This is a genomic window from Aulosira sp. FACHB-615 (genome assembly GCF_014698045.1).
Taxonomy (GTDB): domain Bacteria; phylum Cyanobacteriota; class Cyanobacteriia; order Cyanobacteriales; family Nostocaceae; genus Nostoc_B.
Genome location: NZ_JACJSE010000025.1, coordinates 59,260 through 85,536, shown reverse-complemented (window position 1 = coordinate 85,536; position 26,277 = coordinate 59,260). Strand labels below are relative to the sequence as shown.

Annotated in this window: 20 protein-coding genes; 12 read left to right on the top strand and 8 right to left on the bottom strand. The window is 40.9% G+C overall.

Annotated elements, in window-relative coordinates; all coding sequences use genetic code 11:
* Positions 1-109: 109 nt before the first annotated feature.
* The 3 genes from H6G77_RS27295 to H6G77_RS27285 all read right to left on the bottom strand — a co-directional run bounded on the left by H6G77_RS27295 (position 110) and on the right by H6G77_RS27285 (position 1,241).
* The gene (locus H6G77_RS27295; RefSeq protein WP_190673905.1) at positions 110-448 is read right to left on the bottom strand and encodes a XisI protein; all 339 of its coding nucleotides are present in this window, start codon (positions 446-448) and stop codon (positions 110-112) included.
* Positions 436-852 (bottom strand): XisH family protein, encoded by a 417-nt coding sequence (locus tag H6G77_RS27290; RefSeq protein ID WP_190873230.1) that lies wholly within the window; start codon positions 850-852, stop codon positions 436-438. Before H6G77_RS27290 ends, H6G77_RS27295 begins: the two co-directional genes overlap by 13 nt.
* Before the next feature lie 74 nt (positions 853-926).
* Positions 927-1,241 carry a hypothetical protein gene (locus H6G77_RS27285; RefSeq protein WP_190592709.1) on the bottom strand — a complete coding sequence of 105 codons (315 nt, stop codon included), beginning with the start codon at positions 1,239-1,241 and terminating at the stop codon, positions 927-929.
* A gap of 233 nt (positions 1,242-1,474) precedes the next feature.
* On the opposite strand from H6G77_RS27285, the gene H6G77_RS27280 reads away from it, so the two are divergent.
* Positions 1,475-2,260 carry a class I SAM-dependent methyltransferase gene (locus tag H6G77_RS27280; protein WP_190673915.1) on the top strand — a complete coding sequence of 262 codons (786 nt, stop codon included), beginning with the start codon at positions 1,475-1,477 and terminating at the stop codon, positions 2,258-2,260.
* 207 nt (positions 2,261-2,467) lie between these two features.
* Positions 2,468-3,634: a pyridoxal phosphate-dependent aminotransferase gene (locus H6G77_RS27275; RefSeq protein ID WP_190592707.1), complete on the top strand. Its 1,167-nt coding sequence runs from the start codon at positions 2,468-2,470 to the stop codon at positions 3,632-3,634.
* 217 nt (positions 3,635-3,851) lie between these two features.
* Here H6G77_RS27275 and H6G77_RS27270 read toward each other — a convergent pair whose 3' ends face one another.
* From H6G77_RS27270 to H6G77_RS27260, 3 genes are all read right to left on the bottom strand, one after another.
* On the bottom strand, positions 3,852-4,241 hold the full coding sequence (locus tag H6G77_RS27270; RefSeq protein WP_190873229.1) for a hypothetical protein: 390 nt from the start codon (positions 4,239-4,241) through the stop codon (positions 3,852-3,854).
* Between the two features lie 368 nt (positions 4,242-4,609).
* The gene (locus tag H6G77_RS27265; RefSeq protein ID WP_190873228.1) at positions 4,610-5,923 is read right to left on the bottom strand and encodes an O-antigen ligase; all 1,314 of its coding nucleotides are present in this window, start codon (positions 5,921-5,923) and stop codon (positions 4,610-4,612) included.
* The gene (locus H6G77_RS27260) at positions 5,905-6,747 is read right to left on the bottom strand and encodes a YaaW family protein (RefSeq protein ID WP_190592705.1); all 843 of its coding nucleotides are present in this window, start codon (positions 6,745-6,747) and stop codon (positions 5,905-5,907) included. The genes H6G77_RS27265 and H6G77_RS27260 overlap by 19 nt, the downstream gene beginning before the upstream one ends.
* 231 nt (positions 6,748-6,978) lie before the next feature.
* On the opposite strand from H6G77_RS27260, the gene H6G77_RS27255 reads away from it, so the two are divergent.
* The 8 genes from H6G77_RS27255 to H6G77_RS27220 all read left to right on the top strand — a co-directional run bounded on the left by H6G77_RS27255 (position 6,979) and on the right by H6G77_RS27220 (position 22,489).
* The gene (locus H6G77_RS27255; protein WP_190873227.1) at positions 6,979-8,004 is read left to right on the top strand and encodes an NAD(P)/FAD-dependent oxidoreductase; all 1,026 of its coding nucleotides are present in this window, start codon (positions 6,979-6,981) and stop codon (positions 8,002-8,004) included.
* Positions 8,005-8,531: 527 nt separating this feature from the next.
* Positions 8,532-8,909, top strand: coding sequence for a hypothetical protein (locus H6G77_RS27250; RefSeq protein ID WP_190592703.1), 378 nt, complete (start codon positions 8,532-8,534; stop codon positions 8,907-8,909).
* Between the two features lie 419 nt (positions 8,910-9,328).
* Positions 9,329-10,225, top strand: coding sequence for a hypothetical protein (locus H6G77_RS27245; RefSeq protein ID WP_190873226.1), 897 nt, complete (start codon positions 9,329-9,331; stop codon positions 10,223-10,225).
* Positions 10,226-10,239: 14 nt separating this feature from the next.
* Positions 10,240-12,162, top strand: coding sequence for an Hsp70 family protein (locus tag H6G77_RS27240; RefSeq protein ID WP_190873225.1), 1,923 nt, complete (start codon positions 10,240-10,242; stop codon positions 12,160-12,162).
* Positions 12,163-12,444: 282 nt separating this feature from the next.
* Positions 12,445-14,610 (top strand): type I DNA topoisomerase, encoded by a 2,166-nt coding sequence (gene topA, locus H6G77_RS27235; protein ID WP_190873224.1) that lies wholly within the window; start codon positions 12,445-12,447, stop codon positions 14,608-14,610.
* A 142-nt stretch (positions 14,611-14,752) separates the two neighbouring features.
* The gene (locus H6G77_RS27230) at positions 14,753-20,560 is read left to right on the top strand and encodes an ATP-binding sensor histidine kinase (protein ID WP_190873223.1); all 5,808 of its coding nucleotides are present in this window, start codon (positions 14,753-14,755) and stop codon (positions 20,558-20,560) included.
* A gap of 122 nt (positions 20,561-20,682) precedes the next feature.
* A complete protein-coding gene (eis, locus tag H6G77_RS27225) occupies positions 20,683-21,861 on the top strand; it encodes an enhanced intracellular survival protein Eis (protein WP_190873222.1) in 1,179 nt (392 codons plus the stop codon).
* A gap of 55 nt (positions 21,862-21,916) precedes the next feature.
* Positions 21,917-22,489 (top strand): Uma2 family endonuclease, encoded by a 573-nt coding sequence (locus H6G77_RS27220; protein ID WP_190873221.1) that lies wholly within the window; start codon positions 21,917-21,919, stop codon positions 22,487-22,489.
* 48 nt (positions 22,490-22,537) lie between these two features.
* Here the strand turns inward: H6G77_RS27220 and H6G77_RS27215 are convergent, their stop codons facing one another.
* A complete protein-coding gene (locus H6G77_RS27215; RefSeq protein ID WP_190873220.1) occupies positions 22,538-23,098 on the bottom strand; it encodes a Uma2 family endonuclease in 561 nt (186 codons plus the stop codon).
* 240 nt (positions 23,099-23,338) lie between these two features.
* Positions 23,339-24,211, bottom strand: a complete 873-nt coding sequence (aroF, locus tag H6G77_RS27210; protein ID WP_190873219.1) for a 3-deoxy-7-phosphoheptulonate synthase — start codon at positions 24,209-24,211, stop codon at positions 23,339-23,341.
* A 631-nt stretch (positions 24,212-24,842) separates the two neighbouring features.
* Here aroF and H6G77_RS27205 point away from each other — a divergent pair.
* Together H6G77_RS27205 and H6G77_RS27200 are read left to right on the top strand one after the other, a co-directional pair.
* Complete coding sequence (locus H6G77_RS27205; RefSeq protein WP_190592695.1) at positions 24,843-25,337, top strand: hypothetical protein; 495 nt, start codon at positions 24,843-24,845, stop codon at positions 25,335-25,337.
* A 187-nt stretch (positions 25,338-25,524) separates the two neighbouring features.
* Positions 25,525-26,277 carry a pentapeptide repeat-containing protein gene (locus H6G77_RS27200; protein WP_190873218.1) on the top strand — a complete coding sequence of 251 codons (753 nt, stop codon included), beginning with the start codon at positions 25,525-25,527 and terminating at the stop codon, positions 26,275-26,277.

Sequence of the window (26,277 nt, the reverse complement as noted above, 5' to 3'; positions counted from 1 at the left end):
CTCAATTACAACATTGTTCATTCCAATGAGGTACATTCTTCTAGCCTTGAGCATCCTAGCCTCTAGCCTCTATCTGTACTGCACTAAAGCAAAAGACGCTGTATGTGCATTAACCCACAGCAAAATCTGTGTACTTCCGCACATAAGGCGCGTGATAAGCCAACACAATATCTTGCTTTGGTACTCCCTTCGCCACTAACTGATCTGCAATTGCATCTTCAGTTCCATCATGTTGAACCCAAATTTTTCCATCTATAATATCAACGTGCAGCACACAACCATAAATGCGGGTACTGCTATTTTTCCAGCCTAAATTGACAAGTTGATAGTGATCACCATCCCGATCAAAAATTGTTTGACTTTTGATTGGGTCACTTGGAGAACGCAATTTTGCTCGTTCTATTAACAATTCCTGAATTAGTTGACGATACAAATTTAATTTATCCATTGGGCAATCTCCTGCTTTTCGATGTTATATACTAACAACGGAATTTGGTTACGGCGAATAACGGTTTGAATAAATGAATATTTGAAAAACCGCCTGTAAATATCTATTGGAACTGCCAAATATAATCTTCTATCTGCTTCCTCTTCCTCCAAAGCAATGCGATAGTTAATAAATTGTCCAATTGCAGTATGAAATTCCGAGATTGTTGAGGCTGATAAGAAAGTTTTGATTTCAACGGCAATTTTCTCACCATTTTTTGTGGCAGCAATTAACCGTTCTGCACCTAAATCAATATAAAAATCTACAAATCCTAAATCAATATGATACGGGTCGTGAGTGATTGTCCATCCCTCATTTTCAAGGGCTGTTCTTACAAGCTCATGAAACGCATCTTTGGCAGGCATTCCAGACAATTCCTCAAAATATAGCAGTGTTTACTTAATTTTATCGTCTATTACCAAATTTTAACTAAATTTAACTACTGAAAACCTGGTAACTTACCAAAATAGATAAATAACAAAATTGCTGATATTGCTAACCAGAGATTTTTGGAAAGTTCCTGACTATATTTATACTTTTCAAAATCCTTAGCAAATGGCGTAATTCCTCGTTCGTATAAATAACAAAACTCAAACCATAACCATAAGGGTGGCATCACAATCCAAAATGCTATCAGTGCTTTTTTGATATTATCTGACCAATCAAATAAAATAGCACCTACAACCGAAATTAACAGCACAACAAGAGTAATTCTGGCAAATAGTTCTGTGGCATTATATTTTATGCGATTCATGGTCACGCCTCCTTGAGATTTATTTGTCTAGAGTACCCAAATGTTATGCACGGCTAACAATAGTAGTCCTGTTTGATAAATGAATGAAAGAGACAAGGTAGAAAATGTAGACACGGTAGACAAGGGAGAAATGTTTATAATGTTGTTGCACTAAAGTTGTACTAGCAATTGTTACAAAAAACTAGGATGTAGTAATATCAGTTGGATACTACATCAAAGATTTGCATCATATTATGAAAAGATTGGAACTGATATTGCCAAATCAAATCCGTAAATTTAGTTTTGTATCGATTGCGGGAATTATTTTGATTGCTGTAATTGCTTGGTGGCTGAGTGCAAATCAACCAGAAATTACAAATGTTGACTCTAGCAAAATTTATGAACAAAGAGTTAATCATAGTCCCGATGGAATTGGCAAATTTTATATGGGACGAGAAATCGCTAAAGTTATGGGACACACAGGTGCAGGTTGGCTAGAACGTCCTAGCCGTGAGTTAGAAGAACAGCCAAGTAAAATAGTTAGTGCTTTGGATTTAAAACCCAATGATGTAGTTGCCGATATTGGTGCTGGTACAGGTTATCTGAGTTTTTTAATTGCACCTTTATTACCCCAAGGAAAAGTTTTGGCGGTAGATATTCAGCCAGAAATGCTAGAGATAATTCAAGATAGCAAACAAAAGAAGAAAATTACTAATGTTGAACCAATTTTAGCAACCATTGATAATCCCAATTTGCCAGCACAAAGTATTGATTTGGCTTTAATGGTAGATGCTTACCACGAATTTGCATATCCCTACGAAGTGATGCAAGGAATTGTCAAAGCACTGAAACCAGGGGGTAGAGTCGTATTGGTAGAATACCGGGGTGAAAATCCCTTCATCATGATTAAAACCCTGCATAAAATGACGCAAAAACAAGTGCAGAAAGAAATGCAGGCTGTTGGTTTAGTGTGGCGCGAGACTAAGAACCTGTTACCCCAACAGCATTTGATGGTGTTTGCCAAGCAAGCTTCTCAGTAAGGGAATCAAGGGAGACTGGGGGGACAAGGAGGACAAGGGAGACAGGGGAGACAGATATTTGTAAATCCCTAAGAGATTATTGAACATTCTGGTGTAAAGTAGAACAAAAAATATAAAGATGAAAAGGAATTACCCAAAAGGCAAATCTTGGTAGGGTTTCTGGGATATCCTAAGATAAGTGAGAGATTTGCCAAAGAATAAGTAAGAATGAAACTGGCAGCAAGAGTAAGTCAGGTAAAACCTTCTTTAACCTTAGCGATCGCAGCTAAAGCTAAGGCGATGAAGGCAGAAGGTATAGATGTTTGTAGTTTTAGTGCTGGTGAACCGGATTTTGACACCCCAGCACATATTAAAGCCGCAGCAGCAAAAGCTTTGGCAGAAGGTAAAACCAAGTATGGCCCAGCACCTGGAGAACCAAAGTTAAGGGAAGCGATCGCCCAAAAGCTGAAATCTGATAACGGTTTAGATTACAAAGCAGAAAATGTCATCGTCACCAATGGCGGTAAACATTCTTTGTACAATTTGATATTGTCACTCATCGATCCGGGTGATGAGGTGATTATTCCGGCTCCCTATTGGCTGAGTTATCCCGAAATGGTAACTTTAGCAGGTGGCGTATCCGTGATTGTCAACACAGATGCTTCCACAGGCTATAAAATTACACCGGAACAACTACGCCAAGCCATCACCCCCAAAACCAAGTTATTTGTCCTCAACTCCCCCTCCAACCCGACGGGGATGGTTTACACGCCAGAGGAAATAAAAGCTTTGGCACAGGTAATAGTTGATGCAGATATCTATGTAGTCTCCGATGAGATTTACGAAAAAATTCTCTACGACGGTGCAGAACATATCAGCATTGGTTCCCTGGGACAAGAAATTTTTGAGCGCACCTTTATTAGTAATGGGTTTGCCAAAGCTTATTCTATGACAGGTTGGCGCTTGGGTTACTTAGCCGGGCCAGTAGAGATTATTAAAGCTGCCAACTCCATTCAAGGGCATAGTACATCTAATGTGTGTACCTTTGCTCAATATGGTGCGATCGCAGCCTTAGAAGAATCTCAAGACTGTGTAGCTGAAATGTTGCAAGCTTTTACCAAGCGGCGACAAGTCATGCTAGAGCGAATCAATGCCATTCCCGGTTTATATTGTCCCAAACCAGACGGCGCTTTTTATCTGTTCCCCGACATCAGCAAAACCGGACTCAAATCTCTAGAATTTTGCGACGCATTGATTGAAGAACATCAAGTTGCAGTCATTCCCGGAATTGCTTTTGGTGCAGATAATAACATTCGCCTTTCCTACGCCACCGATTTAGCCACAATCGAAAAAGGCTTGGATAGATTAGAGAAATTTGTGCGTTCAAGAATTTAATTTAGGGTCATTTGTTATTGGTCATTTGTCTTATGACAGATGACCAAAATAATACCAATTCCCAATTCGCAATGACGCTCGTTCCTCGCTAACGCTACGCTAACGCAATTAAGAAATCTAGCTCCAGTTCAATTAAGAGAATAGTAGGTTGGGTGTAGCGATCGCGTAACCCAACAAAGTATGCGTGAATGTTGGGTTACACTTCAGTCTTTTTGTACTAGTAGGCAGAACAATCAATAGAAAGAATACCTTTATCCGACAATGCGACTCTTATTTTATATTCTACCTCGCAAGTCTCGACTACATTACCAGTTCTAATTTGAATTTTTTCTGAAAGTTCACAGCTATTAAATTGTCCTTTTTCATCAAAAAAAATATAACTTTTGGCTTTACAAGGAAAATTAGATGTTCCAGCAGTGGGACTCGAAACTTGAACATTGACATTCTGAGACAGTGAACAAGTTGCTAAAGAATTATTTGGATGATAAACCACTGTACCTGTTTCACATGAAATTGCCGCTTCAGCAGGGAATGAAATAGCAAAATTAAGCGTTAACAAACTTGATACCAATGCAAATAAGACACCTTTTTTATTAGGTGATTTCATATAGTAGATTTCCCTGATGAATGAAATAAAAAATAGTGCTTAACTGCCGAAAAATTAAACATATAAAAGGGCATCTAAAGATTAGATGCCCGTCATGTAGGAAAACCCCAAAAGGGTTGTCCTTACACCTTCCCAACTATCAGCAACATTAGATAATTTCTAATTAGATAACTAGAAATTATCTAAATCACAAATGTGAATACTGTAATTTTAAGAACTAAGAAATACGAATGCCGACAGTGTAACCACGGAAAAAGCGTTAAGAAACAAAATGCTATTTTTGAGCAGAAATGCTGATACAGATATATGAACCAAAATTATCTGTACAAACCGGGGCTGGGGAGTAGGCGATCGCATTTTCTGAATATCTAATTCTCTTTTGCCAAGGTCTTGTGATTTTGCTCTGGGTAAAATACAAGTCCGCAAATTGCTGCTAAAAATAACCAAAACAGGGTATTGACACGAAAATCAAATAAAGTTACATCCACAGTATTGAATAAGATCAACTCCCCGAATACCAAAAGATAACTGAAGAACAATAACCTATCTGCTTTAACCAAAGAATTAGATTGCCGTAAAAATTGCATACCTGCAATTAATATCCAAGTGAGTAAACCACAAAATAACAGAGTAGCAGGAAATCCGGTTTCCGCAGATAACATTAAAAACAAGTTATGGGGATGACCTAAATCAATATTCATTTTGGCTTTATAAAGTGCGGAGAAACTACGTAAACCCCAACCAGTCCAAGGATGCTGTTGTGCCAAAGACCAAGCAAATTCCCATTGAGTTTTTCGCATTAAAGCTACTGGTCTATCGGGATACATTTCATCGTTTAACCGCGCCCAAAAGAAAGCCGGAACTACGCGACGGAAAACTTGGGCTATGGGGGAAGGGGCAAAAGCAGCCAACAAAATAGTAGAAATTACTCCAACCACACTGCCAACCAAGATGCGCCAACCTTGATAAAGTGCATAAGCTAAACAGGCAATCATCGCGATCGCCCATCCGTTGCGCGAATTAGTTAAAATCAAGGCGGCAAAACTGGCAATCAGTATCAGCGTCAACAAGCCAATCAGAGATTTTTTTCTTTTTCTGGATTGCCATTGTTCCAGTAACAAAGCTACCCCGACAGTAAAAATAATCGCTAAATAAGCAGCTAACAAGTTGGCGTGCATAAACAAAGCCGCCATTCGCCCTGGTGGTTCACCTCCCGGTGCAACTGCCCAATCTAAAACAATCCACAAAAACTGTAATTTTAACGCCCAAGCTAAAAACAACTGTCCAAAGCCAATCACAATCACTGGTACAGCCCCAATTACCAAAATCCAGGCTATTTGGCGCAATTGGGCAACTGTCTGAATCAAGTTACCCCAACCAGCAAATACTAAAAAGTAAGGTACTAAATTAAATAAGCCTAAAAAAGCATCGGTTTTATAAGTGGCAAATCCTGACGTAATCAGCAGTAATAATGTCAAAATTGCAAAGCCCCGATTGATGGGGCGGCGAATAATTTGGCGGTATTGTTGCAGCCAAGTCAATAAAGATGCCAAAATTATCGCCACCACCCCAACAAATGGACTGAGGGGAAAAATCAGTAGCCCGATTTGGAAAGTATTCCAAGCAAATTGGCTTTTTGGGTTGGGATGATCAAAAGCGAGGTTCAAGCTGGCTCCCAACATTCTGTGCGAGTAAGACGAATTTGTGCTAGAGCAAAAATAGTCGGGATAATGCGACCATAATTAGTAGCGATCGCTCGCCAACCTAAATCAGCTAAAAACCACGTCCACATAGCCGGGCCGACAAAAGCAAATACTGTGCGAACTGCGCCATAACGGGCTGCACTTAACGTCATACCCCGCCGCGCCATTTGCATCGCCACATAAGTTTCAAACTGGGTTTTGGCTACTGTTGAACCTGTAACCGCCGCTTGTTTGGCTACTTGATAAGTAGCAAAGTGCAAGGCAAATTGTCGCGCAATTTGTTTGAGAATAAACGGTTGAATGACAGAAGTAACAGCTAAAGCACTACCACCCTTAAACAGCAATCCCAAGGGGTCACGCTGCAACATTAATGGTAATGGTTCTTTAAGTTCTGTTTTCACCAAATGACGCTGGACTCTGACAGTCAATTTTTGTTTTTCTTTTTCTGGCAGTTTTTTCCACACTTGTCCCAGCAGATGTAAAAATACTTCTGCTTCTAAATCAACAGTTGTTAAATGATTGGAATAAGAAATTTTTAAATATTTACAAACTTGAATTAAGGCTTGACGGTAAGTTACTTGGTTTGTGCGTCCCCGCAACACTGTTACTCCATCAGCAGCCAAAAACCGGAAACGCTCTTCTAACGAGTCTAACCAAGCTTGGCGGCTCTGACTTTGAACTTCGATCGGTTCAGGTGTCTGAACATAATCTAGGGGATTGAACTTTCGACTAAACAAAATTGCCGTTAAATCTTGCAATTCATCATCTGTTGCTAGTTCTAAGGCCGCCCTGAGTTCATCCAATGTTCCTTTCCTCCCTTCCGTGCAGCTTGTCTGTACTTTATTCTACTATTAGCTTTTGGCGGTCTTTAGTAGTCTTTTTATCCTCGCCATCTGTATTTTGTCATTGAATCAAGAATTCAGAAGCCAGAATCCTCTACGGTAAGGTTGCTAGAACATCTCTACATTCTGACTCCTGACTCCTGAATTCTGTTTAATAATAACCAAAGACTTAACACAAAGGGCTATTAACTAATGATAGACGTTGCTGTAATTGGTGCTGGTATGGCAGGGTTAGTTTGCGCCCAGCAATTAAAGCAAGCGGGATATTCAGTATTAGTTGTGGAGAAATCCCGTGGCTTGGGGGGAAGAATGGCCACACGTCGCTTGTATGATACTTGGGCAGATCATGGCACTTGTTATCTCAAACCCAAAGGTGAATTTTTCCAAGAGTTTATTGATTTATTGTGCGATCGCCAAATTATCACAGTTTGGAATCGTGACGAACTCCCACCACGTTATATTGCGCCTGGGGGGATGAGTGCGATCGCTAAATTTCTCGCTCCAGGTTTGGATATACTACTCAATCAACGGGTAATCGCCATTCACCCAACCCCCGAAAATACTTGGCAATTGACGCTGGAATCTGGCAATGCAGAAATCACAGCCAAGGCGGTTGTAGTGGCGATTCCTGCACCCCAAGCTGTGATTTTATTAGACCCCTTGGGTGAAAACTTATTAGGAACAGACTTTTTAAATAACTTAAAGGCGGTGGAATTTGCGCCTTGTCTTAGTGCGATCGCAGGCTATCCAAATTCCGCACCCCTACCAGATTGGCAAGCCCAAAGTTTTACAGATGATTCTGTGTTGGGCTGGATTGGTTTAGATAGTAGCAAGCGCCCCCAACCGCCACAACCTGTATTTGTCGTCCAAAGTAGTGGGAATTTCGCCCAACTGCATCTAGAGTCCCCCGATTTACAACCTGTAGGGCAGAAAATGTTACAGCACGCCGCCCAAACTCTCGCACTACCTTGGCTAGAGACACCCGAATGGCTACAAATACACCGTTGGCGTTATGCCTTTTCTAGCCATCCTTGGACAGAAAGCATTTTATCTGCAAGTGCTTCCTTACCTTTGGTGTGCTGTGGCGATTGGTGCGGCGGTAATCTCGTGGAAGGTGCAATGCTTTCTGGACTGGCTGCCGCCTTTGCAATTAATCATCATCTCAACCAAGTCACTCTCGCTAATGTGAACTTTTTCAAAAATCTTACCTTTTCATAACATCTGTCGTTAGACTGGTTGCTTTGTGTAGCCATATCTTTTTTCTCAAGATTTGCTACATTTTGAACTCAAAAATTTGTTATCTAGAATACATAGAGCAAGCTAAAAAATAATTTAGAAATAATAGGTAATAAATCAATAAGTAATGTAAATTACTTATTAAGTTTTAATTACCTCAATATTTCATTCTCCAGAATGTTGTTAATAAAAAATTAAAATTGATCCCCGAATATTTATGCTGCGTTTTGTGTAGATTTTCCCCAAAAAGGTAGAAATTTGAAATAATTGGCAGTGTGGATCTACAGCTTTGTTACTGTAATAGTTGGTTGAAGTTTATAGACAAAATCCAGAGTTTACTAGTATAAAATTTAACTTAAAAACCATAACCAAAAGCCTGATTTTGTACTGAAATCAAAGTTAAATTCAATGTATAAAAACCAGTTCCGTGAAGCGGTTTTGGCAGATTAGTAGCCCTCAGTGAGTCTGTAAAACAAAACTCAACCGTATTTCAATGGAGATAAAACCTTATGAGAACAGTAGTCAATTTAACCAGAGAATCGTTAGTCAGCGAAATCAAAAGTGTTTTAGATACTTATGCCTACTATCCTTATCAAGAAACCTTTGCGATTCCTGAATTACGTCAAGAATTAATTGATTTTGTCATCAGCCGCATTCCCTGTTTTTATAATGAGGAGTTGGACAGAGAATTTCCCCTGCAAAATATCATCAAAGATGCTCCTATAGAACAGAAATTTCCCCGTAGTCCATTAGAACAGAAATTACATTTACAAAACTTGATTCATCAAGGCATTTTTGCCATCATGCAAGATAAATCAGCTTGGATTAACAATCATCTATGTAGCACAGTTGAGCCTGGTTGTGAACCTTCTCAATGGTTTGGTTAATTAAATAAAAGTTTTACATCTTGTCTTTACAGCAACTACCAATTATCTACAACGGGTGAAAAACTAGAAGTGAGCAGTGACAACAACTCCCCACTTTTAGTAAGTCTTAAGTACGGTGTGTTGATGATTTCAGCCTGACGCATCATACTTAAGATTTACTTTATCAATATAGGAGGTTTGATTTCCGAATCTATTTGTGTAGACAGGGAATGGGGAGTAGGGAGTAGGAACATATATAGGACTTACGCAAGAACTCTCTCTCACTCTTATAACTTCGTGTCCTACCCTGCGGGAAGCCGCTATCGCGTCTATGTGTCCTTTGTGGTTCGTTTCTTCATACTTTTGCGTAAGTCCTGATATATAAAAAGCACTATAAGCTAGATTTATAAAGGTTGAGGTGCAAGTAATCAAATTAACGAATGAAAACTATCAGCACACTGTTTAACGCAGAACGTAACCAACTACAGATAGAGATTGATAATATAACTAGTGTTGAACAAGTCGTTAAACTAGTTCAAAATCGACTCGATAATTTAGAAAGAATTTATATTAGCGAGCTAAATTTAAATCAAGTACGTTTAGCATCATTTTTTGTGGAGATGCTGCGACAGTCAGTCGGTAATTTGACTGTAGTTAATCAGTCTTCAGTTGTACCACCAGAACAACAGCCAATTAGTAATTTAACTACAAATGTTTCCCCTAAAAGATTAATTTTAAAACTGCTAAAGGTACTTATTTATATTGGCATTTTAGGTTCTTTATTTTCCTTAACCAAAATTAACTTCAATGCTTGGATGGGTATCTTACTAACTTTATTGCTTCTCGGTTTGGAAGTTGTGTTGCAACTGGACAAAAGTAATGTTACCTCCACGGAAGTATTAGAGACTTCTCAACCTGTGCTGCGGGTGGATAGCAAACTGCTTTTAGATAACTTAGCTGATGCACTGAATACTATTGATATAGCAGTGGCTAGGTTTGCCGAAGGAAACAAATTAGAAGACGATCGCACCTTAGAAGAATTACCAGAGTTACTGAATTTTCTCCAAAGGCTGATGGGTGCGTCATTTCTCGAACAACCGCAAATGGCGATCGCTTTAACAAAACTCCTCCCGCAAATTCTCATGTCTCAAGGAATCCGCGCTCAAATTTACCAACAGCAAGCACCGCAAAATGAGCGTGATTATTTCGACTTTGAGCCAAGTATCGACCCTGACACCAAAGATTACGTTACCATCACACCTGCCTTGTTAAAAGGCGATCGCTTACTCCGGCGCGGTAGAGTGATTGAACCAGCGTACTCTGAGGCAAGAGAATAGCAGACAATAAAAGTATGAAAATTTCAGAAACAATTGGTTTTGATTTGGGACATGGTGAGACAGCCGTAGCCAAAGCCATAGTCGAAAGCATCGAACCACCCCAAATGTTGGAAATTAATAATAAGAAAAATCAAATTACTGCTTTAGGTTGGCATCCCAAACTTGGTTATTTGGTAGGGGAACAAGCCTTAATTCAAGCTGGCGTAACTCAACTGACAATCTCATTCAAGCAAAAACCCAACCACGATGCAAATTACAGAAAAACAATCTCAACTTTTCTGGCTACTTACTATGACAAACTCCAAGAAAGCAAACAAATAGAAGGAGGTGAAAGTAGTTATTTTTACATTGGTTGTCCTTCAGGATGGTCAATGAGCGATCGCCAAGCATATCAAAAACTACTTCAAGAAGCTGGTATTTCCCACCTCAACGTTATACCAGAATCCCGCGCAGCTTTCATGCAAGCCAAAGAAGGCGGAAAGTTGGAATATGAAAAACTCTTAGCCTCGGTGCTGATTGTTGATATTGGCTCTTCCACTACAGATTTTACCTTAGTAAAAAGCTTACATGAAATTCCGTTAGATTTCGGAAGTAATGCTTTAGGCGCATCTTTAATTGATAAAGCAATTTTTGCCAGAACTCTTGCTAAACACGAACAAAAACAATTACTAGAAAAAGTATTTCAAGAATATCCTCATCATCAAGCGCGTTGTGAACTCGCTTGTCGTAAAGCCAAAGAAGATTATTTTTCTAATGAACAGTTATATAACGACCCGCAATCTTTTGCCCGTGGTTTTGAGTCCATCAACGAACAGATTTATTTTATTCCCCAAGTCAACAAATTGATGATGGAGGAAATTCTGCATCAAAATTTAGCCGAACTGGGGAATAAAAGTTGGGTTCAAGCTTTTCATGATGCTGTCAGCGAAGCCAAAACCAAATTAGAACAACTTGATACAGTTCCTAAGTTAGTACTGATGACTGGTGGTGCATCCCGAATGAAATTTACCCACCAAATTTGTCAGCAAATATTCCCCGAACCAGCAACCCAACTGCGCCCCGATCCTGAACCAGAACGGTGCATTGCACTGGGTTTAGCACGAGTCGGAAGATGGGATTTACGGGCGACGGCTTTTCAACAAGAAGTTAATCAACTATTAGATTCCCAAAAACTCAAAGAATTGATTGCTAGACATATCCCAGAGTTAATTGAATTGTTGGCTCAACCATTAGCCGATAATTTGATTGAACAAGCCGTGAAACCAGGAGTAAAAGAATGGCAAACAAACAAAATTCGTACTCTGGCAGATTTAGAAATATCCATGAAAAATCGGGCAGAACAATGGTTAAAAAGTAATGTTGCCCAGCAGATAATTAACAATCAATGTATTCGTTGGTTTAACAACAAAATTCAACCAGACTTAGCCGCAGTTACAGATCCCATCTGTCGCAGGTTTCACATACCCAGAAGTAGTTTAAGATTTGAAGATAGCATCGAACCCGCTTTTGTTAATCCAGAATTACGAATTGGCGATGCAATTTTAGCTGACACCGTGGCGTTTATCGTCAATGTCGTCATTGGTGGCGGTACTGTAGCGAGTCTGATTACCCTCATTCTCACAGGACACTTGACTTGGCCGATCGCATTAGTCTACGGTGCTTCTGTCATGGCCGCAGGGATGGAACTGAATCGTAAAACCGTCCAAGAAACAATCAAGAAAAATTTCGATATCCCTAGTTGGATTCGTTCTAATTTAATGAACGATCAGAAAATCGCTGATATGTGCATTCAAATCAAACCAGAATTAGAAAATGTCTTTCGAGAACAATTAACTAATAATCAAGCAGCTTTTGAACAACTCACTCAAAAAGTTGAACAAGGTCTACAAAAAGCACTGGCTACGAAAGTTCAAGAGGCGATTATTTTAATTCAATAAGAAAGTAAAATACGAGATGAATTTGTTTCACGCAGAGGCGCATACTTCGACTTCGCTCAGTAACCAGAGGCGCGGAGGGGAGAAGGAGTTTAATTTTATTGCATTTTTTTAAGTAAGGCGTGCTGATTGATAGTTCCGCAATCAAATCGTATTACTATATCAAAAACTAGAATCTCTGTTATAGCAGTCGAAGCATAGTTTAGGACTATGTTTGTGTCTGAAACTCTTGAAAATACTTAGTTATTACTCAGCACTCAGCACTTTGCAGTATCAAAAGCATCTATGCCGAAACGCCTTCTAGTTGTTGAATCTCCTGGGAAAGTCAAAAAGCTCAGTCAGATTTTGGGTTCTGATTGGATTGTGCGAGCTAGTTGTGGTCACATCCGCGAACTGAGTGATACGGGGGAAGATTCTTTGGGTTTCGTCATTGATGATGGTAGTGTCAAGTGCAACTATGTACCCCGTGACCAACGCTCTAAAGAAACTATCCAGCAGCTAAAGGCAGTTAGTAAGCAAGTTGATGAAGTTGTTCTCGCCACTGACCCAGACCGAGAAGGTGAAACAATTGCTTGGCATTTAAAAGAAGTGCTGGGACTGCGAGAACCGAAACGAGTTATTTATAGTGAAATTACCGCATCGGCGGTACGAAGTGCGATCGCAAATCCTCGCAAGCTAGACTCTAACTTAGTCGGCGCTGGACTTTGCCGCGATTGTCTCGATAAGCTGGTTGGTTACAAAGGTAGTCCCTTAGTTTGGGCATTAAATAATGGTGCGAAGAGTGTCGGTAGAGTTCAAAGTGCGACTTTGCATCTAATATGTCAGCGAGAACGGGAGATTGTCACCTTTGTACCCCAAGATTATTGGAGTGTGTGGGTAGACTACGCTGAAGGATTCCGGGCTTTTTACAAAGGTAAAACCAATTCTCTCAGCGATGCGCCGGAACCAGAAACGGAAACCCACGACGATGCAGCAGGTAATAGCACCCAAGCGCCAGAGTCAAAGCGGGTTCTCTCGGAAGCAGAAGCGATATGTTTAGTTGAAGAAGCACGTCAGCATCCCCATCAAGTCGTTCATGTTGAAGGTAAAACCGTTTATCGTCAACCACCGCCACCATTTATTACTTCCACGCTGCAACAAGCCGCCGGTTCCAAGCTGAAATTAGCTCCTGACAAAACGATGGTTTTAGCCCAAAAGCTGTATGAAGCTGGGTTAATTACATACATGCGGACAGATTCAGTAATGTTAAGTCCTGAGTTCTGCGCGGCGGCTCGTAAGTGGTTGGAAGAACATGATCCGCAGAATGTACCACAGCAGCTTGCCAAACATCGCAGCGCCAAAACAGCCCAAGAAGCTCATGAAGCGATTCGCCCTACCGATGTGTTTCGTCCATCAGTCCAGCTACGTCAAGAATTACCGCCTGAAGAATTTGACTTGTATGTGATGATTTGGAAAAGAGCGATCGCTTCTCAATGTAAATCTGCTCAACTCCGCAAAACTCAGATTATCACGCAGTCTAATTCGGTGTTATGGCAAGCTAGAGGCCAAGTAATCGAATTTTACGGTTACGCTCGCTATTGGAATAACCTCAGCAAAGATTCTGTATTACCTCTTGTGCAGCAGGGACAAGGATTAACTTTAGAAAATGCCAATTTCGAGAAAAAACAAACTCAGCCGCCACCACGTTACAGTGAACCGAAATTAGTACAACTCATGGAGCGTAAAGGTATTGGTCGTCCTAGTACATTCGCTCCTACTGTTGCTACCCTCAAAAAGCGGGGTTATGTGCAGTTAACTAAGGGAAATTTGCAACCGACAACGCTAGGGCTAGAAGTTGATGATTTTTTACAGAAAGCTTTGCCAGATTTACTAGAAGCAGAGTTCACCGCCAAAATGGAAAGCGCCCTCGATGCGATCGCAGAAGGTAAACAAGGCTGGCAGCAATACTTAACAACTTGGAATAAAAATTACTTCGTCCCAGCTTTAGCAAAAGCCAAAACTGTTGCTGTAAGTCCTTCAAATACGAAAAATTCAGTAGCTGAACGCAAATATGATACTTCTAAAACTCGCTGTCCTGAATGTAATAATTTTCTCGCTAAAATTCCCAGCAACAAAGTTAAGAAAAAATATTTCCTCAAATGCACCAGTGGCTGTGCAAATATAGTCCTATTTTGGAGTGACTTCAGCAAGTCTTGGCAACCACCACGCACCCAAGAAACCAAGCCAGAAAATCACTCCCAAACGCCTGCGAAATTAAGCTCATATCCCTGTCCAGTTTGCAAGAAACCACTGGAAGAATATAGCTACACCAAAGACGGACAAAACAAAACTATGCTGCGTTGTTCTGCTGCATCTCGTCAAGATAAAAAGCATAAAGATGTGGCTTTTTTTATTACAGCTAAAGGTTGGTGGAGTCCGAAGTTTGGCGAGTTAAATCCAGTCGGAAAATGAGTCAGGTTGTCTGTTAAGAATGAGTGTAAGGGCTGTGGATCGGGGATAGATGTAGCTTAAATGACACAAAAAACAAACTAACACACAAATTTTTTGAAAAATCTGGGAATACTAAGAAGAAATTCTTCAACTTGAACGCAGTATGATTAGCACTCAAGTCAGTATTCCTGGGTATGTAGTCGGCGAAAAACTCTATGATGGTTCGAGAACTGTAGTTTACCGAGCAGTTCGAGAAACTGACAATTTACCTGTAGTCATCAAACTGCTGAAAAATCCTTATCCTAGTTTTGGAGAACTTGTACAATTCCGCAATCAGTATACTATTGCTAAAAATCTCAACCATCCCGGAATCATCCAAACCTATAACCTGAAATCCTTCCAAAATGGCTATATTTTAGTGATGGAAGATTTTGGGGGAGTTTCCCTCAAGGATTATTTTGTTAAGAATTGTGTAGCGTCGCTGGGTGAGTTTTTGCAAGTGGCGATCGCACTCTGTAACACCTTAGATGTACTCTACCACGAGCGGATTATTCATAAAGATATTAAACCCAGCAATATCTTAATTAACCCGGAAACTAAACAAGTTAAATTAATCGACTTTAGTATTGCATCTTTACTACCCAGAGAAACTCAAACCCTAGTTAATCCCAATGTTTTAGAAGGAACTTTAGCCTATATATCTCCCGAACAAACCGGGAGAATGAATCGCCCAATTGACTATCGCACAGATTTTTATTCCCTGGGTGTGACTTTTTATGAATTACTCACAGACAAGTTACCATTCCAGTCTGATGATGCGATGGATTTAGTACATTCTCATATTGCGAAAGCACCAAAATTAGTACATGAAATTCATCCACAAATTCCAGATGTACTATCACAAATAGTTGGCAAATTGATGGCGAAAAATGCTGAAGACCGCTATCAAAGTGCATTGGGGTTGAGATTTGATTTAGAAAATTGTTTACATCAACTAAAAGAAATTGGTGAAATTCATAACTTTAAAATTGCTAGTAGGGATGTGTGCGATCGCTTCATTCTTCCTGATAAGCTTTATGGCAGAGAAACCCAAGTAGAAACCCTACTGCAAGCCTTTGATCGCGTCAGTCAGGGTGCATCAGAAATAATGTTGGTGGCAGGTTTTTCGGGAATTGGTAAAACAGCCGTAGTTAACGAAGTACATAAACCAATAGTTAAACAGCGCGGCTATTTCATCAAAGGTAAGTTTGACCAGTTTAATCGTAATATTCCCTTCTCTGCCTTTGTGCAAGCGTTCCGTAATTTGATGGGACAATTGCTGTGTGAATCCAATCGCCAACTCGCCCAATGGCAAGCCAAGATTCTGAATGCTGTCGGGGAGAGTGGACAAGTCTTAATTGAGGTGATTCCTGAACTAGAGCAGGTGATTGGAAAACAACCTCCGGTGCTTGAACTTGAAGGTAGTGCGGCTCAAAATCGATTTAATCTGCTGTTCCAAAAGTTCGTTGCCGTCTTTACCAAGGTCGATCACCCATTAACAATCTTTTTAGACGATTTGCAGTGGGCGGATTTAGCTTCGCTGCAATTGCTGAAACTATTAATGCAGGACAATGGCCATCTGCTGGTGTTGGGAGCCTATCGGGATAATGAAGTATCGCCTGCTCACCCGTTTATTTTGACGGTAGAAGACCTCAAAAAATCTCAGGCGATCGTCCAGACCATGACCCTGGCTCCCCTGACATTTGACAGCACCAACCACCTCGTTGCCGATACGCTCAATTGTGCGCCACAACTGGCGCAACCCCTGACCAAATTCATCGATCGCAAGACAAAAGGAAATCCCTTCTTCACCACCCAGTTTCTCAAGGCGTTATATGAAGAGGGCTACATCACGTTTAACAGCGATCGCCATTATTGGGAATGCGATATTGCCCAAGTTGAGGCACTGACAATCGCAGATGATGTGGTGGAGTTTATGGCGCTGCAATTGCAGAAATTACCCACCGAAACCCAACAAGTGCTGAAGTTAGCAGCTTGTATTGGTAACTCGTTTGACTTGGCAACGTTGGCGATCGTCTCGGAGCAGTCGTCTACAGACATCGCAAAAGTCCTGTGGAAAGCCTTGCAGGAAGGCTTAATTTTACCAACCAGCCAAATTTATAAGTTCTTTCAGTTAGGGGAATCAGAACAGACTCGCACACAGAATAATATCAATCCCACCTATCGGTTTCTGCACGATCGCATTCAGCAAGCTGCCTACTCGCTCATTGCCGAAGAACATCGCCAGGCGACCCATCTGCACATCGGTCAGCTTTTGTTAAGCAAAACAACCGCCCGTGAGCGGGAAGAACAACTGTTTGAAATTGTTAATCATTTAAATATTGGACATTCTCTCCTGACCACACCGCAGGAACGGGAAGAATTAGCAGAATTAAACTTGCTGGCAGGACGGAAAGCCAAAACCTCGACAGCGTATAGTGCAGCAGTAAACTATCTCGCCACTGGCATTTCCCTGTTGCCCAACGATGCTTGGGAGAATCGCTACAATCTCACCTTAGCAATCCATACTGCACTGGCAGAAGCCGCTTATCTCAACACTGATTTTGAGCAGATGGAGCATTGGGCAAACCTCGTCTTGCAGCACGCCCGCACTTTGCTGGATACCGTTCCAGTCCAGCAAACCCGTCTGCTGGGGGCTAAAGCCCAGGGGCCGCTTCTTGAGTCACTCCAGATTGGCTTGCAGGTTTTAAAGTCCCTCGGCGTGGAATTTCCTGAGCAACCGACCCCCGCAGAGATTGGACAGGCATTTGGTACTACTGGTCAATTATGGCAAGGGCGATCGCCCCTGAGTTTGCTTGATTTACCAGCCATGAGCGATCCCAATCACTTAGCTGCAATGGAAATTATGACCGTTTTAGTGCCATCTTCCTTTCGGGCGATGCCTGCTCTCTTGCCACTGCTAATTTGCAAGCAAGTGGAATTATCAATTCAATCTGGTAATAGTCCTATTTCGCCCTGCTCCTACGGTGACTATGGATTGATGCTCTGTAGTGTTATGGGCGATCTAGAATCGGGTTATGCCTTTGGTCAACTGGCATTGGGTGTCATGGAAAAGTTTCAGGCAAAAGCCTGCAAAAGCCGGGCTGTCTATATCGTTAATTTTTTCATTAGCCATTGGCAGGAACCGTTGCACAACCTCCTCCAGCCCTTGCGAGAGGCATATCAGAGCGGTCTGGAAACAGGCGATCTGGAATGTATTGCCTTCAATGCCCATGCCTACTGTTACTACTCCTATTTTGCTGGGAAGGAATTAACGAGTCTGGCAAACGAGATGGCAGCCTATCATCAGGTTGTTTATCCCCTCAAGCAGGTGGTGGTTATCAAATATTTGGAAATGGCTCAACAGGTAGTACTCAATCTCCTTGGACACACAGAAGCTCCCTGGCAGTTATCTGGTTCTGCTTATAGCGAAAATTCCCTATCTCTCCAAACATCCAACCCAGACCAAGTTGAATGCTTCCACTTTTATCTCAATCAAACCTTTCTCTTCTACCTGTTTGAGCAATACGAGCAGGCAGCGCAAACATCTGTCTTGGTAGAAGAGTATATGGGGGGTGGGTTAGCAACTTTCTCGTTAGTCCTCTATTCCTTTTACGATGCCTTGTTGCAACTGGCGCAATATCAGCAGTCTACCCCAGCAGAGCAATCGCAAATTCTGACCCGTGTGCAGCAGCAGCAGGATAAACTGCAACGATGGGCAACTCTGGCTCCATTCAACCATCAACACCGATGGGACTTGATCGAGGCCGATCGCCATCGGGTTTTAGGGCAACGGACTGAAGCCATCGAACACTACGATCGCGCCATTGCAGGAGCGAAAACCTACGAATATATCCAAGATGAAGCCTTAGCAAATGAACTCGCTGCTAAATTTTACCTGGAATGGGGTAAAGAAAAAATTGCCCAAACATATATGCAAGAAGCATACTACTGTTACGCTCGTTGGGGAGCAAAAGCCAAAACCGATCACTTAGAAAAACACTATCCCCAATTACTCCAATTGATTCTGCAACAGCGAACAATTAATCTCAATCCTTTAGAAACTATCGCCACTATTTCCCGTAATTCTACTTCTCGATCAACTCCTACTTCTAGCAGTGACAGCACCTGTATTTCAGATGTCCTAGATTTAACCTCTGCTCTCAAAGCTGCTCAAGCTATTTCTAGTTGTCTGAATTTAAATACACTCATCACTAGCCTCACTCGTATTATTGTTGAAAACTCTGGCGCGAAAAAAGCTGTACTACTGCTTCCTGAAGAAGATAATTGGCAAGTTCGAGCCACTACTTTAACTGAAAATCAAGAAATAAAAACTATTCTGGAGGCAAAATCACTAGAAAATTGTCCAGATATTCCCATCAAAATTATTCACTATGTCAAAAATACCCAACAAACAGTTGTGATCGACAATTGTCAAACAGATATTCCTGGTTTAATCGGGAAATATATGTTGTCACATCAACCCCGGAGTATATTATGTAGTCCGATTATTAACCAAGGTCATTTAGTGGGGATTATTTATCTAGAAAATAAATTGACAAGTGGTGTATTTACTGCCAAACGGTTACAAGTTATTAATTTACTTTGTACTCAAGCGGCAATATCTCTAGAAAATGCCCAACTATACACTAATTTACAAACAAGTGAAGCTCGGTTTTTACGACTTGCAGAAAATTTACCAGGGATGATTTATCAATTCCAGCTTTCTGTAGATGGTATCACTTCATTTAACTATGTAAGTTCTGGATGCTATGGAATTTATGAAGTTTTACCAGAGGCAGCAGTAGCAGATGCTAATAACTTAATTTCTTTGATCCATCCAGAGGAAATAAATTATTTTTATGAGTCTGTAGCCATCTCTGCACAAACCTTACAGCCTTGGCAATATCAAGGTAGAATTATTACGTCTTCTGGTAAATTAAAATGGATTCAAGCTGTCTCTCGTCCTATCAAACAAGATGATGGAACAATTATTTGGGATGGCTTGGTATTAGATATCACTGAACGTAAACAAGCCGAAGCTGCTGTTAGGCAAAAATCTCAAGAATTAGAAAAAGCTTTACGAGATTTACAACAAGCACAATTACAAATTGTCCAAAGTGAAAAAATGTCTGCATTGGGTAATTTAGTCGCTGGCGTTGCCCATGAAATGAACAATCCTTTGGGCTTTATTTCAGCTACTCTCTTACAAGCTCAACCAACAATTTCTGATTTGAGTAAACACATTACACTATATCAAGAAGCACTGCCAAATCCCGGCGATGAAATTCAATCACATGCTGAAGAAATTGACTTAGATTATAGCTTGGAAGATTTGCCGAAGATGATGGATGCAATGGTCATGGCCTGCGATAGATTAAAAAATATCAGCACTTCTCTACGGACTTTTTCTCGCGCTGATAAAGACTATAAAGTGCCATTTAATATTCATGAAGGCATTGATAGCACCATATTAATTCTCAAACATCGTCTCAAAGCGAATGAACAACGTCCAGCAATTGAAGTTGTCACTAACTACGGTAATTTACCTCAAGTTCAATGTTTTCCAGGGCAATTAAATCAGGTATTTATGAATATTATTGCCAATGCTATTGATGCTTTAGAAGAATCTAATCATGGGCGTAGTTTTGCGGAAATCAGCACCAATCCTAACATAATTACTCTTACAACATTTATTGCAGATAATTATGTCCACATCTCAATTGCTGATAACGCAAACGGTATGAGTGAAGCAGTGAAACAAAAAATCTTTGACCATTTATTTACTACAAAAGCTGTGGGTCAAGGTACAGGTTTAGGTTTAGCTATAGCCAGACAAATTGTCGAGGAAATCCACAATGGAAAGTTGAGTTGTCATTCTGTTGTCGGTCAAGGTACTGAGTTTGTGATTGAAATTCCAGCATCAGTTTGAAAATTTCATATCCCCTAAACTCTTTTATTTTCCCTGGTGTCAATTACGCTATATCCACTTTTGTATTATGTTGTCTAATTTTGTAGTATATTAGGAACTTGTTGCTAATTGTGGTGGAAGTGATGACACCTTTATTGGAATACAAGACCCTTGTGAATGTGGAAGACGTAAAACATTTGGCTTTGGTTGTGGAACAAGCCTTTGTTGCGTCTGCTAGTGAGAGTGAAAGTTTCTTGAAATCGATTGGGTATGAGAACTTCCGGGTGATTTGTCGAGAAGGGAAAGTGGCTGGCGGATTAGCGACTTTACCGATGGGGATGTGGTTGGAGGGTAAATCTGTACCGATGGTGGGGATTGCTGGTGTGGGAATTGCGCCAGAATATCGCGGTGCTGGAGTTGCGATCGCACTTATGCAAAATATGCTGCAAGAACTCTATGCAAAAGGAATCCCCATTTCCGTTCTCTATCCCGCGACCCAACAACTTTACCGCAAAGCCGGATATGAACAAGCTGGTAACTATTGCAGTTGGGAAATTTCCACTCAAGATATCCGCTTACACAAGTCACCTTTAGCTTTACAACCAATTGCAAACCTGAATTGTGAAATCTTGCGTCAACTATATCAACAACAGGCACAACTAATTCATGGTTATTTAGACCGACATTCCAGTATTTGGCAAAGGTTAACTCAATCAGAAGAAAAAGAAACTGTTTATGGTTATTTAATGGGCAACCAAGACCAACCCGAAGGCTACATTATCTTGAGTCAGCATTCTCAGGCAAATCAGACAGTGATTAAAATTCGAGATTGGGTAGTTTTGAGTCATGCTGCGGCACAAACTTTCTGGTCTTTTTTGGCTAACCATCGTTCTACAATCAAAAAAGTCACTTGGCAAAGTTCGGTGATTGATTTTCTGACATTAGTATTACCAGAACAAACTGCCAAAATTAAACATCAAAATCGTTGGATGTTGCGGATTGTAGATGTATACAAAGCATTACAATTACGTGGTTATAAATTAGGAGTAGAAACCGAATTACATTTAGCAGTTAAAGATGATTTATTAACGGCTAATAATGATAAATTTATTCTTTCTATTGCTAATGGCAAAGGTGAAGTTAAGCAAGGTGGTAAAGGAGAATTACAGATAGATATTCAAGGATTAGCTTCTTTGTATACGGGTTTATTTAACCCTCATACTTTAAAATTAGCAGGAAAATTAGAAGCTCCAGACACAGCACTATTAGCAGCGACAGAAATTTTTACTAGTTCTGAGCCGTGGATGGCTGATTTCTTTTAAAAATTCCAAACTGTTCTGTGACAAAATAGTTTTATTATCCTGGAGACGATGCACTATGGTTTCCACAATTAAGCACCGTTACACTTTGGATGAATATCGCGCCATTGAAGAAAAAGCCGAAGGACGCAGCGAATATCGAGATGGAGAAATTTTCCCAATGCCAGGAGGAACGCTCAAACATAGCCGAATCGGTCGAAACATTTTGACTTATATTAGCTTTTTGCTGCGTGATACTTCATTTGAGCCAATTAACAGCGATTTACGCCTATGGATTCCTGAATATCGGCGGGGTGTATATCCAGATGTGATGGTTTTTGATGGAGAACCACAACTCAATGAAGGACGCTTAGATGAAGTATTGAATCCTACAGTAATTGTTGAAGTATTATCACCTAGTACCGCAGATTATGACCGACAACATAAGTTTCGGATGTATCGGTCTATTCCTAGTTTTAGTGAATATTTATTAATTGAACAGGATGAGCCTTTTGTTGAGAAATATACCAAGCAAACTCAAGGTTGGTTGCTGAGTGATTTTAAAGGTTTAGAGGGTTCGATTGCTTTGGAATCTGCCGGGATTGATTTACCAATAGCGGAAATTTATCGCGGCGTTGTATTTGAAATTTAGGTGAAAAACTTGCTGTTATTGTCATATCTACAAAAGATTGCGATCGCCCTACAATAACCAAGCAAATAAATCTCTCACAGTAAGTTGAAGTTCACTCATAAAAGATGGTAAAGAAATAAGTGCATCTGGCTCATCAAATACGGTAGTTTCTTGTTTGGGTTGATAAACAAAGACAGTTTGCTCATCTGGGTCAATTAACCAACCCATTTGAGTTCCATATTTTAAGCTATGAAGAATATTTTTTGTGACTTTCGTTTGATTCTGATCAGGAGATAAAATTTCAATTGTCCAGTCTGGAGCCAGAGCAAAAGTATTAGCTATTTCTCCATTTTCATCACGAGGAATTCTATCCCAAGTAAAAACTACAATATCAGGTACAATTGAACGTCCGCCAAATGTACAACGCAATTCAGGAAAGGCACGAGCAATGCGTTTTGGCTTGACTATATTATTGATGGCAGGGACAAATTCTCCTTGAATTGCGCTGTGTTTACCCTGTGGCATTGGTTTTTGGATAATTTGACCGTCAATATATTCTAAGCTCGGTTTAGTTTCTGGTAGTTTGAGAAATTCCTCTAACGTGATGGGTTGAGTAGGAGTTTTTACCATTGAGACTTCCTCGCATAATTACGAATAATTTATCTCACGCAGAGGCGCATACTTCGACTTACCTCGACTTCTCCTGACGGAGACGCTACGCGAACGCTCGGTACAAGTCGCTCAGTAACCAGAGGCGTGGAGAGGATGAGGAGTTAAACTCTTACTTCTCCGTGTCCTCCCGAAGTTTGCTCAACGCGGGGAACCCGCGCACGCAACTTCTCTCTGTATCTCTGTGGTTCGTTGAAAATCCTAAGCCGCGTAACAAATAGGGGTAGGTTTTAAACCCACCCCTGTGTTTTCTGATATTCTGCGCCCAACGGCTGCTGCTACGGGCTTTAAAACATCAACTAAGTTCACCATGTCTTCTAAAGACAGTGCTTGACGGGCATCGGAAACGGATTTTTCTGGTTCTGGGTGACACTCAATAATTAACCCATCTGCGCCACAAGCTACAGCCGCTTTGGCGACAGGTGCGACTAGTTCGCGTTTACCGACGGCGTGGGAAGGATCTACAATCACCGGTAAGTGAGTGATTTGTTTGAGGGCGGCGACTGCGCCTAAATCTAAGACGTTGCGGGTGTAATTGTCGAAACTGCGAATACCACGTTCACACAGCACGACATTTGGGTTTCCATGACTGAGGATATATTCAGCAGCCATAACGAATTCTTCTATGGTGGCGGCTAAACCACGCTTGAGCAAGATTGGTTTGTCAACTTGTCCCAAGGCTTTGAGTAAGTCGAAGTTTTGCATGTTGCGGCTACCAATTTGCAGCATATCAGCAGATGCGGCGACAGTTTCAATTTGCGAAATTGCCATAACTTCTGTAACTACTGGCATATTGTAGAGCGATCGCACTCTCGCTAAAACTTCTAATCCTGCTTCAGCCATACCTTGGAAAGCATAAGGCGAGGTGCGGGGTTTGTAAACACCACCCCGTAAGGCTTGTACGGGTGCAGATGATAGCTTTTGAGCAACTGTTTCCATTTGTTCTAAGCTTTCCACTGTACAAGGGCCGCCAATAATCACTAATTCTTCACCACCGAAGGCGACTGTCTCGGAAAGTTTCACAATTGTTTGGTGGTTGGGATGAGATTGGGAGGCTAGTTTGGCGTTAATCATGGTTTGATTCTCCGAAAATTATGAAGTCTGAAGTCTGAAATTAAAAAAGCCCGGAAACTGAGTGTTCCGGGCGCGTTCTGGCTCATTGGCATGACGCTATTTACCCGGAGTTTGCTCTAGGCCAAAAGTAAAAGCTGTAAAACCAGTTTGTGAAATTAGTCGTCATGTTCAATACTTCGAGAAAGATAGGTGACAGGTGACAGTTGGTTTTTTCATTTGTGCTGTCTGTACAGATACTCCTAAAAACAAAAAAACCGCAGAAGTCAGTTCTGCGGTTCATCGGGCGGTTTCCAATCGGAAACATGACTCACTCCCGGTGAACCGCCTTACGCCAAAAATAAAAGTAGTAATTGCTGCTGAACATATACGCTGGCATGAGATACAAAATTGAATATAAAGCTTCCTTGAGCTTCAAGATAACAAAAGCGATCGCTCACGTCAAGCACCACAGGACATCAAAAAGCGATAGACTCATTACAACTCTGGGAATGGAGGCTTGTGGCTAGTTGGTAACTGAAACAAGGGCTTTTAGGACATTCAAATGAGGCGAAGCCGTTCTCGCCAACCCTAAACAGCTTGGTTATTCAACTAGCACCAACATATATACTTTTGCGAAAAACTCAGTTTGATTATGCCCAGTTCCAAAATCTTCAGCAAATCTTTTGACACCCATGAAGCTTACCCTTGTCCAGTTTGTCGAGTCGGTAAAATATCACAAATGCCGTTAATGGAGACTATGGCTTGTGATTTTTGTCAAGAGATTTTTACTGTGAATATAGAGCAACAACAAATCAAAATGCCTTCGCGGCAACCGCCTTTGGTTTGGCGATGGAATGGCTTTAGCTGGACAGAAGCGCAGTTAGAAGGTGTGGAGTTGGGTTGGGGTTACGGATTTGCTGCGATCGCTTTTGTATTTTTCCCTACAACTTTAATTGGCATTGTGGCTTTTTATTTTCCCCCATCGCTGGATTCTCCCCTAACTTGGATACCATACATCTGGACTATATTAACTTTTTTGTCACATTTATCAATCATTTTGTGGATTATTGTTGAGGTTTATCAAATTCCTGTTGCGGCATATTTCAGAGCTATAAATCGGTGGCGAAATGGAGAAATAGGAAGATGACGGTGATACAGATAAAAAGGGACAATAACTACTGACTCATAATTACTGGATGGTACAAACCCCAGATTTATCTGTAAAATCATTCGCAAATCCAACATCATCCTTTCTCAATATATCCGTGGGGTTAATCACCAGTCTAAATTCTCAAATCTAAAATTGTCTGACAATCGACTATCAACAACATCCTATGAACGAGTTGGAGCGGTATTATCGAATATTAGAATTAGAGCCTGGTGCAACACTTGACGAAGTTAACCAGGCTTATAAAGATTTAGTCTTTGTCTGGCATCCTGACCGCCTTCCCAAAGATAATATCCGCTTGCAACAAAAAGCTCAAGAAAAGCTCAAAGCCATTAATGAAGCGCGGGATAAATTGCGTTCTTTTAACGGTCATTCGACCAATGGTAAGCATCATACTGCTACACACCATCCATCACCCCAACCAAATGGGAAGCATTATGCTGCATCACCATATCAGTCGCCTCAACCGAATGGTAAGTATGATAATGCGTCACACTATCAGTCGCCCCAGCCAAAAAGACCGTCACCAACTCCCAATCACACAGCAAACCAAAATCCAGATTTGAGTGGTAAAGATTTCAGTCGGGCTAATTTAAGTAACAAAGATTTATCTGGAAGAAACTTAAGTTATGCCAATTTAACGGGTGCAGACCTCAGCGATACTTTTATGCACAAAGTAATTTTGCGGGGGGCAAATTTATCAGAAGCCAATTTATTTAGAGCAAACCTACTTCTAGCCGATCTCAGAGAAGCCAATTTACGTAACGCTAACTTAATTGGCGCAGACTTGAGTGGTGCTGATTTGCGGGGGGCTGACTTGACTGGGGCAAAAATTCGTTCTGGCGATCGCTTGTTAGTGAAGTTGATTGGTGCTAATTTAGCAGGGGCGATTATGCCCGATGGTCACACTCATAGTTAA

Excerpts from the sequence above, each read along its gene's own strand:
- H6G77_RS27295 (WP_190673905.1), bottom strand. The coding sequence starts at position 448 with ATGGATAAATTAAATTTGTATCGTCAACTAATTCAGGAATTGTTAATA.
- H6G77_RS27290 (WP_190873230.1), bottom strand. The coding sequence starts at position 852 with ATGCCTGCCAAAGATGCGTTTCATGAGCTTGTAAGAACAGCCCTTGAA.
- H6G77_RS27285 (WP_190592709.1), bottom strand. The coding sequence starts at position 1,241 with ATGAATCGCATAAAATATAATGCCACAGAACTATTTGCCAGAATTACT.
- H6G77_RS27280 (WP_190673915.1), top strand. The coding sequence starts at position 1,475 with ATGAAAAGATTGGAACTGATATTGCCAAATCAAATCCGTAAATTTAGT.
- H6G77_RS27275 (WP_190592707.1), top strand. The coding sequence starts at position 2,468 with ATGAAACTGGCAGCAAGAGTAAGTCAGGTAAAACCTTCTTTAACCTTA.
- H6G77_RS27270 (WP_190873229.1), bottom strand. The coding sequence starts at position 4,241 with ATGAAATCACCTAATAAAAAAGGTGTCTTATTTGCATTGGTATCAAGT.
- H6G77_RS27265 (WP_190873228.1), bottom strand. The coding sequence starts at position 5,923 with ATGTTGGGAGCCAGCTTGAACCTCGCTTTTGATCATCCCAACCCAAAA.
- H6G77_RS27255 (WP_190873227.1), top strand. The coding sequence starts at position 6,979 with ATGATAGACGTTGCTGTAATTGGTGCTGGTATGGCAGGGTTAGTTTGC.
- H6G77_RS27250 (WP_190592703.1), top strand. The coding sequence starts at position 8,532 with ATGAGAACAGTAGTCAATTTAACCAGAGAATCGTTAGTCAGCGAAATC.
- H6G77_RS27245 (WP_190873226.1), top strand. The coding sequence starts at position 9,329 with ATGAAAACTATCAGCACACTGTTTAACGCAGAACGTAACCAACTACAG.
- H6G77_RS27240 (WP_190873225.1), top strand. The coding sequence starts at position 10,240 with ATGAAAATTTCAGAAACAATTGGTTTTGATTTGGGACATGGTGAGACA.
- topA (WP_190873224.1), top strand. The coding sequence starts at position 12,445 with ATGCCGAAACGCCTTCTAGTTGTTGAATCTCCTGGGAAAGTCAAAAAG.
- H6G77_RS27230 (WP_190873223.1), top strand. The coding sequence starts at position 14,753 with ATGATTAGCACTCAAGTCAGTATTCCTGGGTATGTAGTCGGCGAAAAA.
- eis (WP_190873222.1), top strand. The coding sequence starts at position 20,683 with ATGACACCTTTATTGGAATACAAGACCCTTGTGAATGTGGAAGACGTA.
- H6G77_RS27220 (WP_190873221.1), top strand. The coding sequence starts at position 21,917 with ATGGTTTCCACAATTAAGCACCGTTACACTTTGGATGAATATCGCGCC.
- H6G77_RS27215 (WP_190873220.1), bottom strand. The coding sequence starts at position 23,098 with ATGGTAAAAACTCCTACTCAACCCATCACGTTAGAGGAATTTCTCAAA.
- aroF (WP_190873219.1), bottom strand. The coding sequence starts at position 24,211 with ATGATTAACGCCAAACTAGCCTCCCAATCTCATCCCAACCACCAAACA.
- H6G77_RS27205 (WP_190592695.1), top strand. The coding sequence starts at position 24,843 with ATGCCCAGTTCCAAAATCTTCAGCAAATCTTTTGACACCCATGAAGCT.
- H6G77_RS27200 (WP_190873218.1), top strand. The coding sequence starts at position 25,525 with ATGAACGAGTTGGAGCGGTATTATCGAATATTAGAATTAGAGCCTGGT.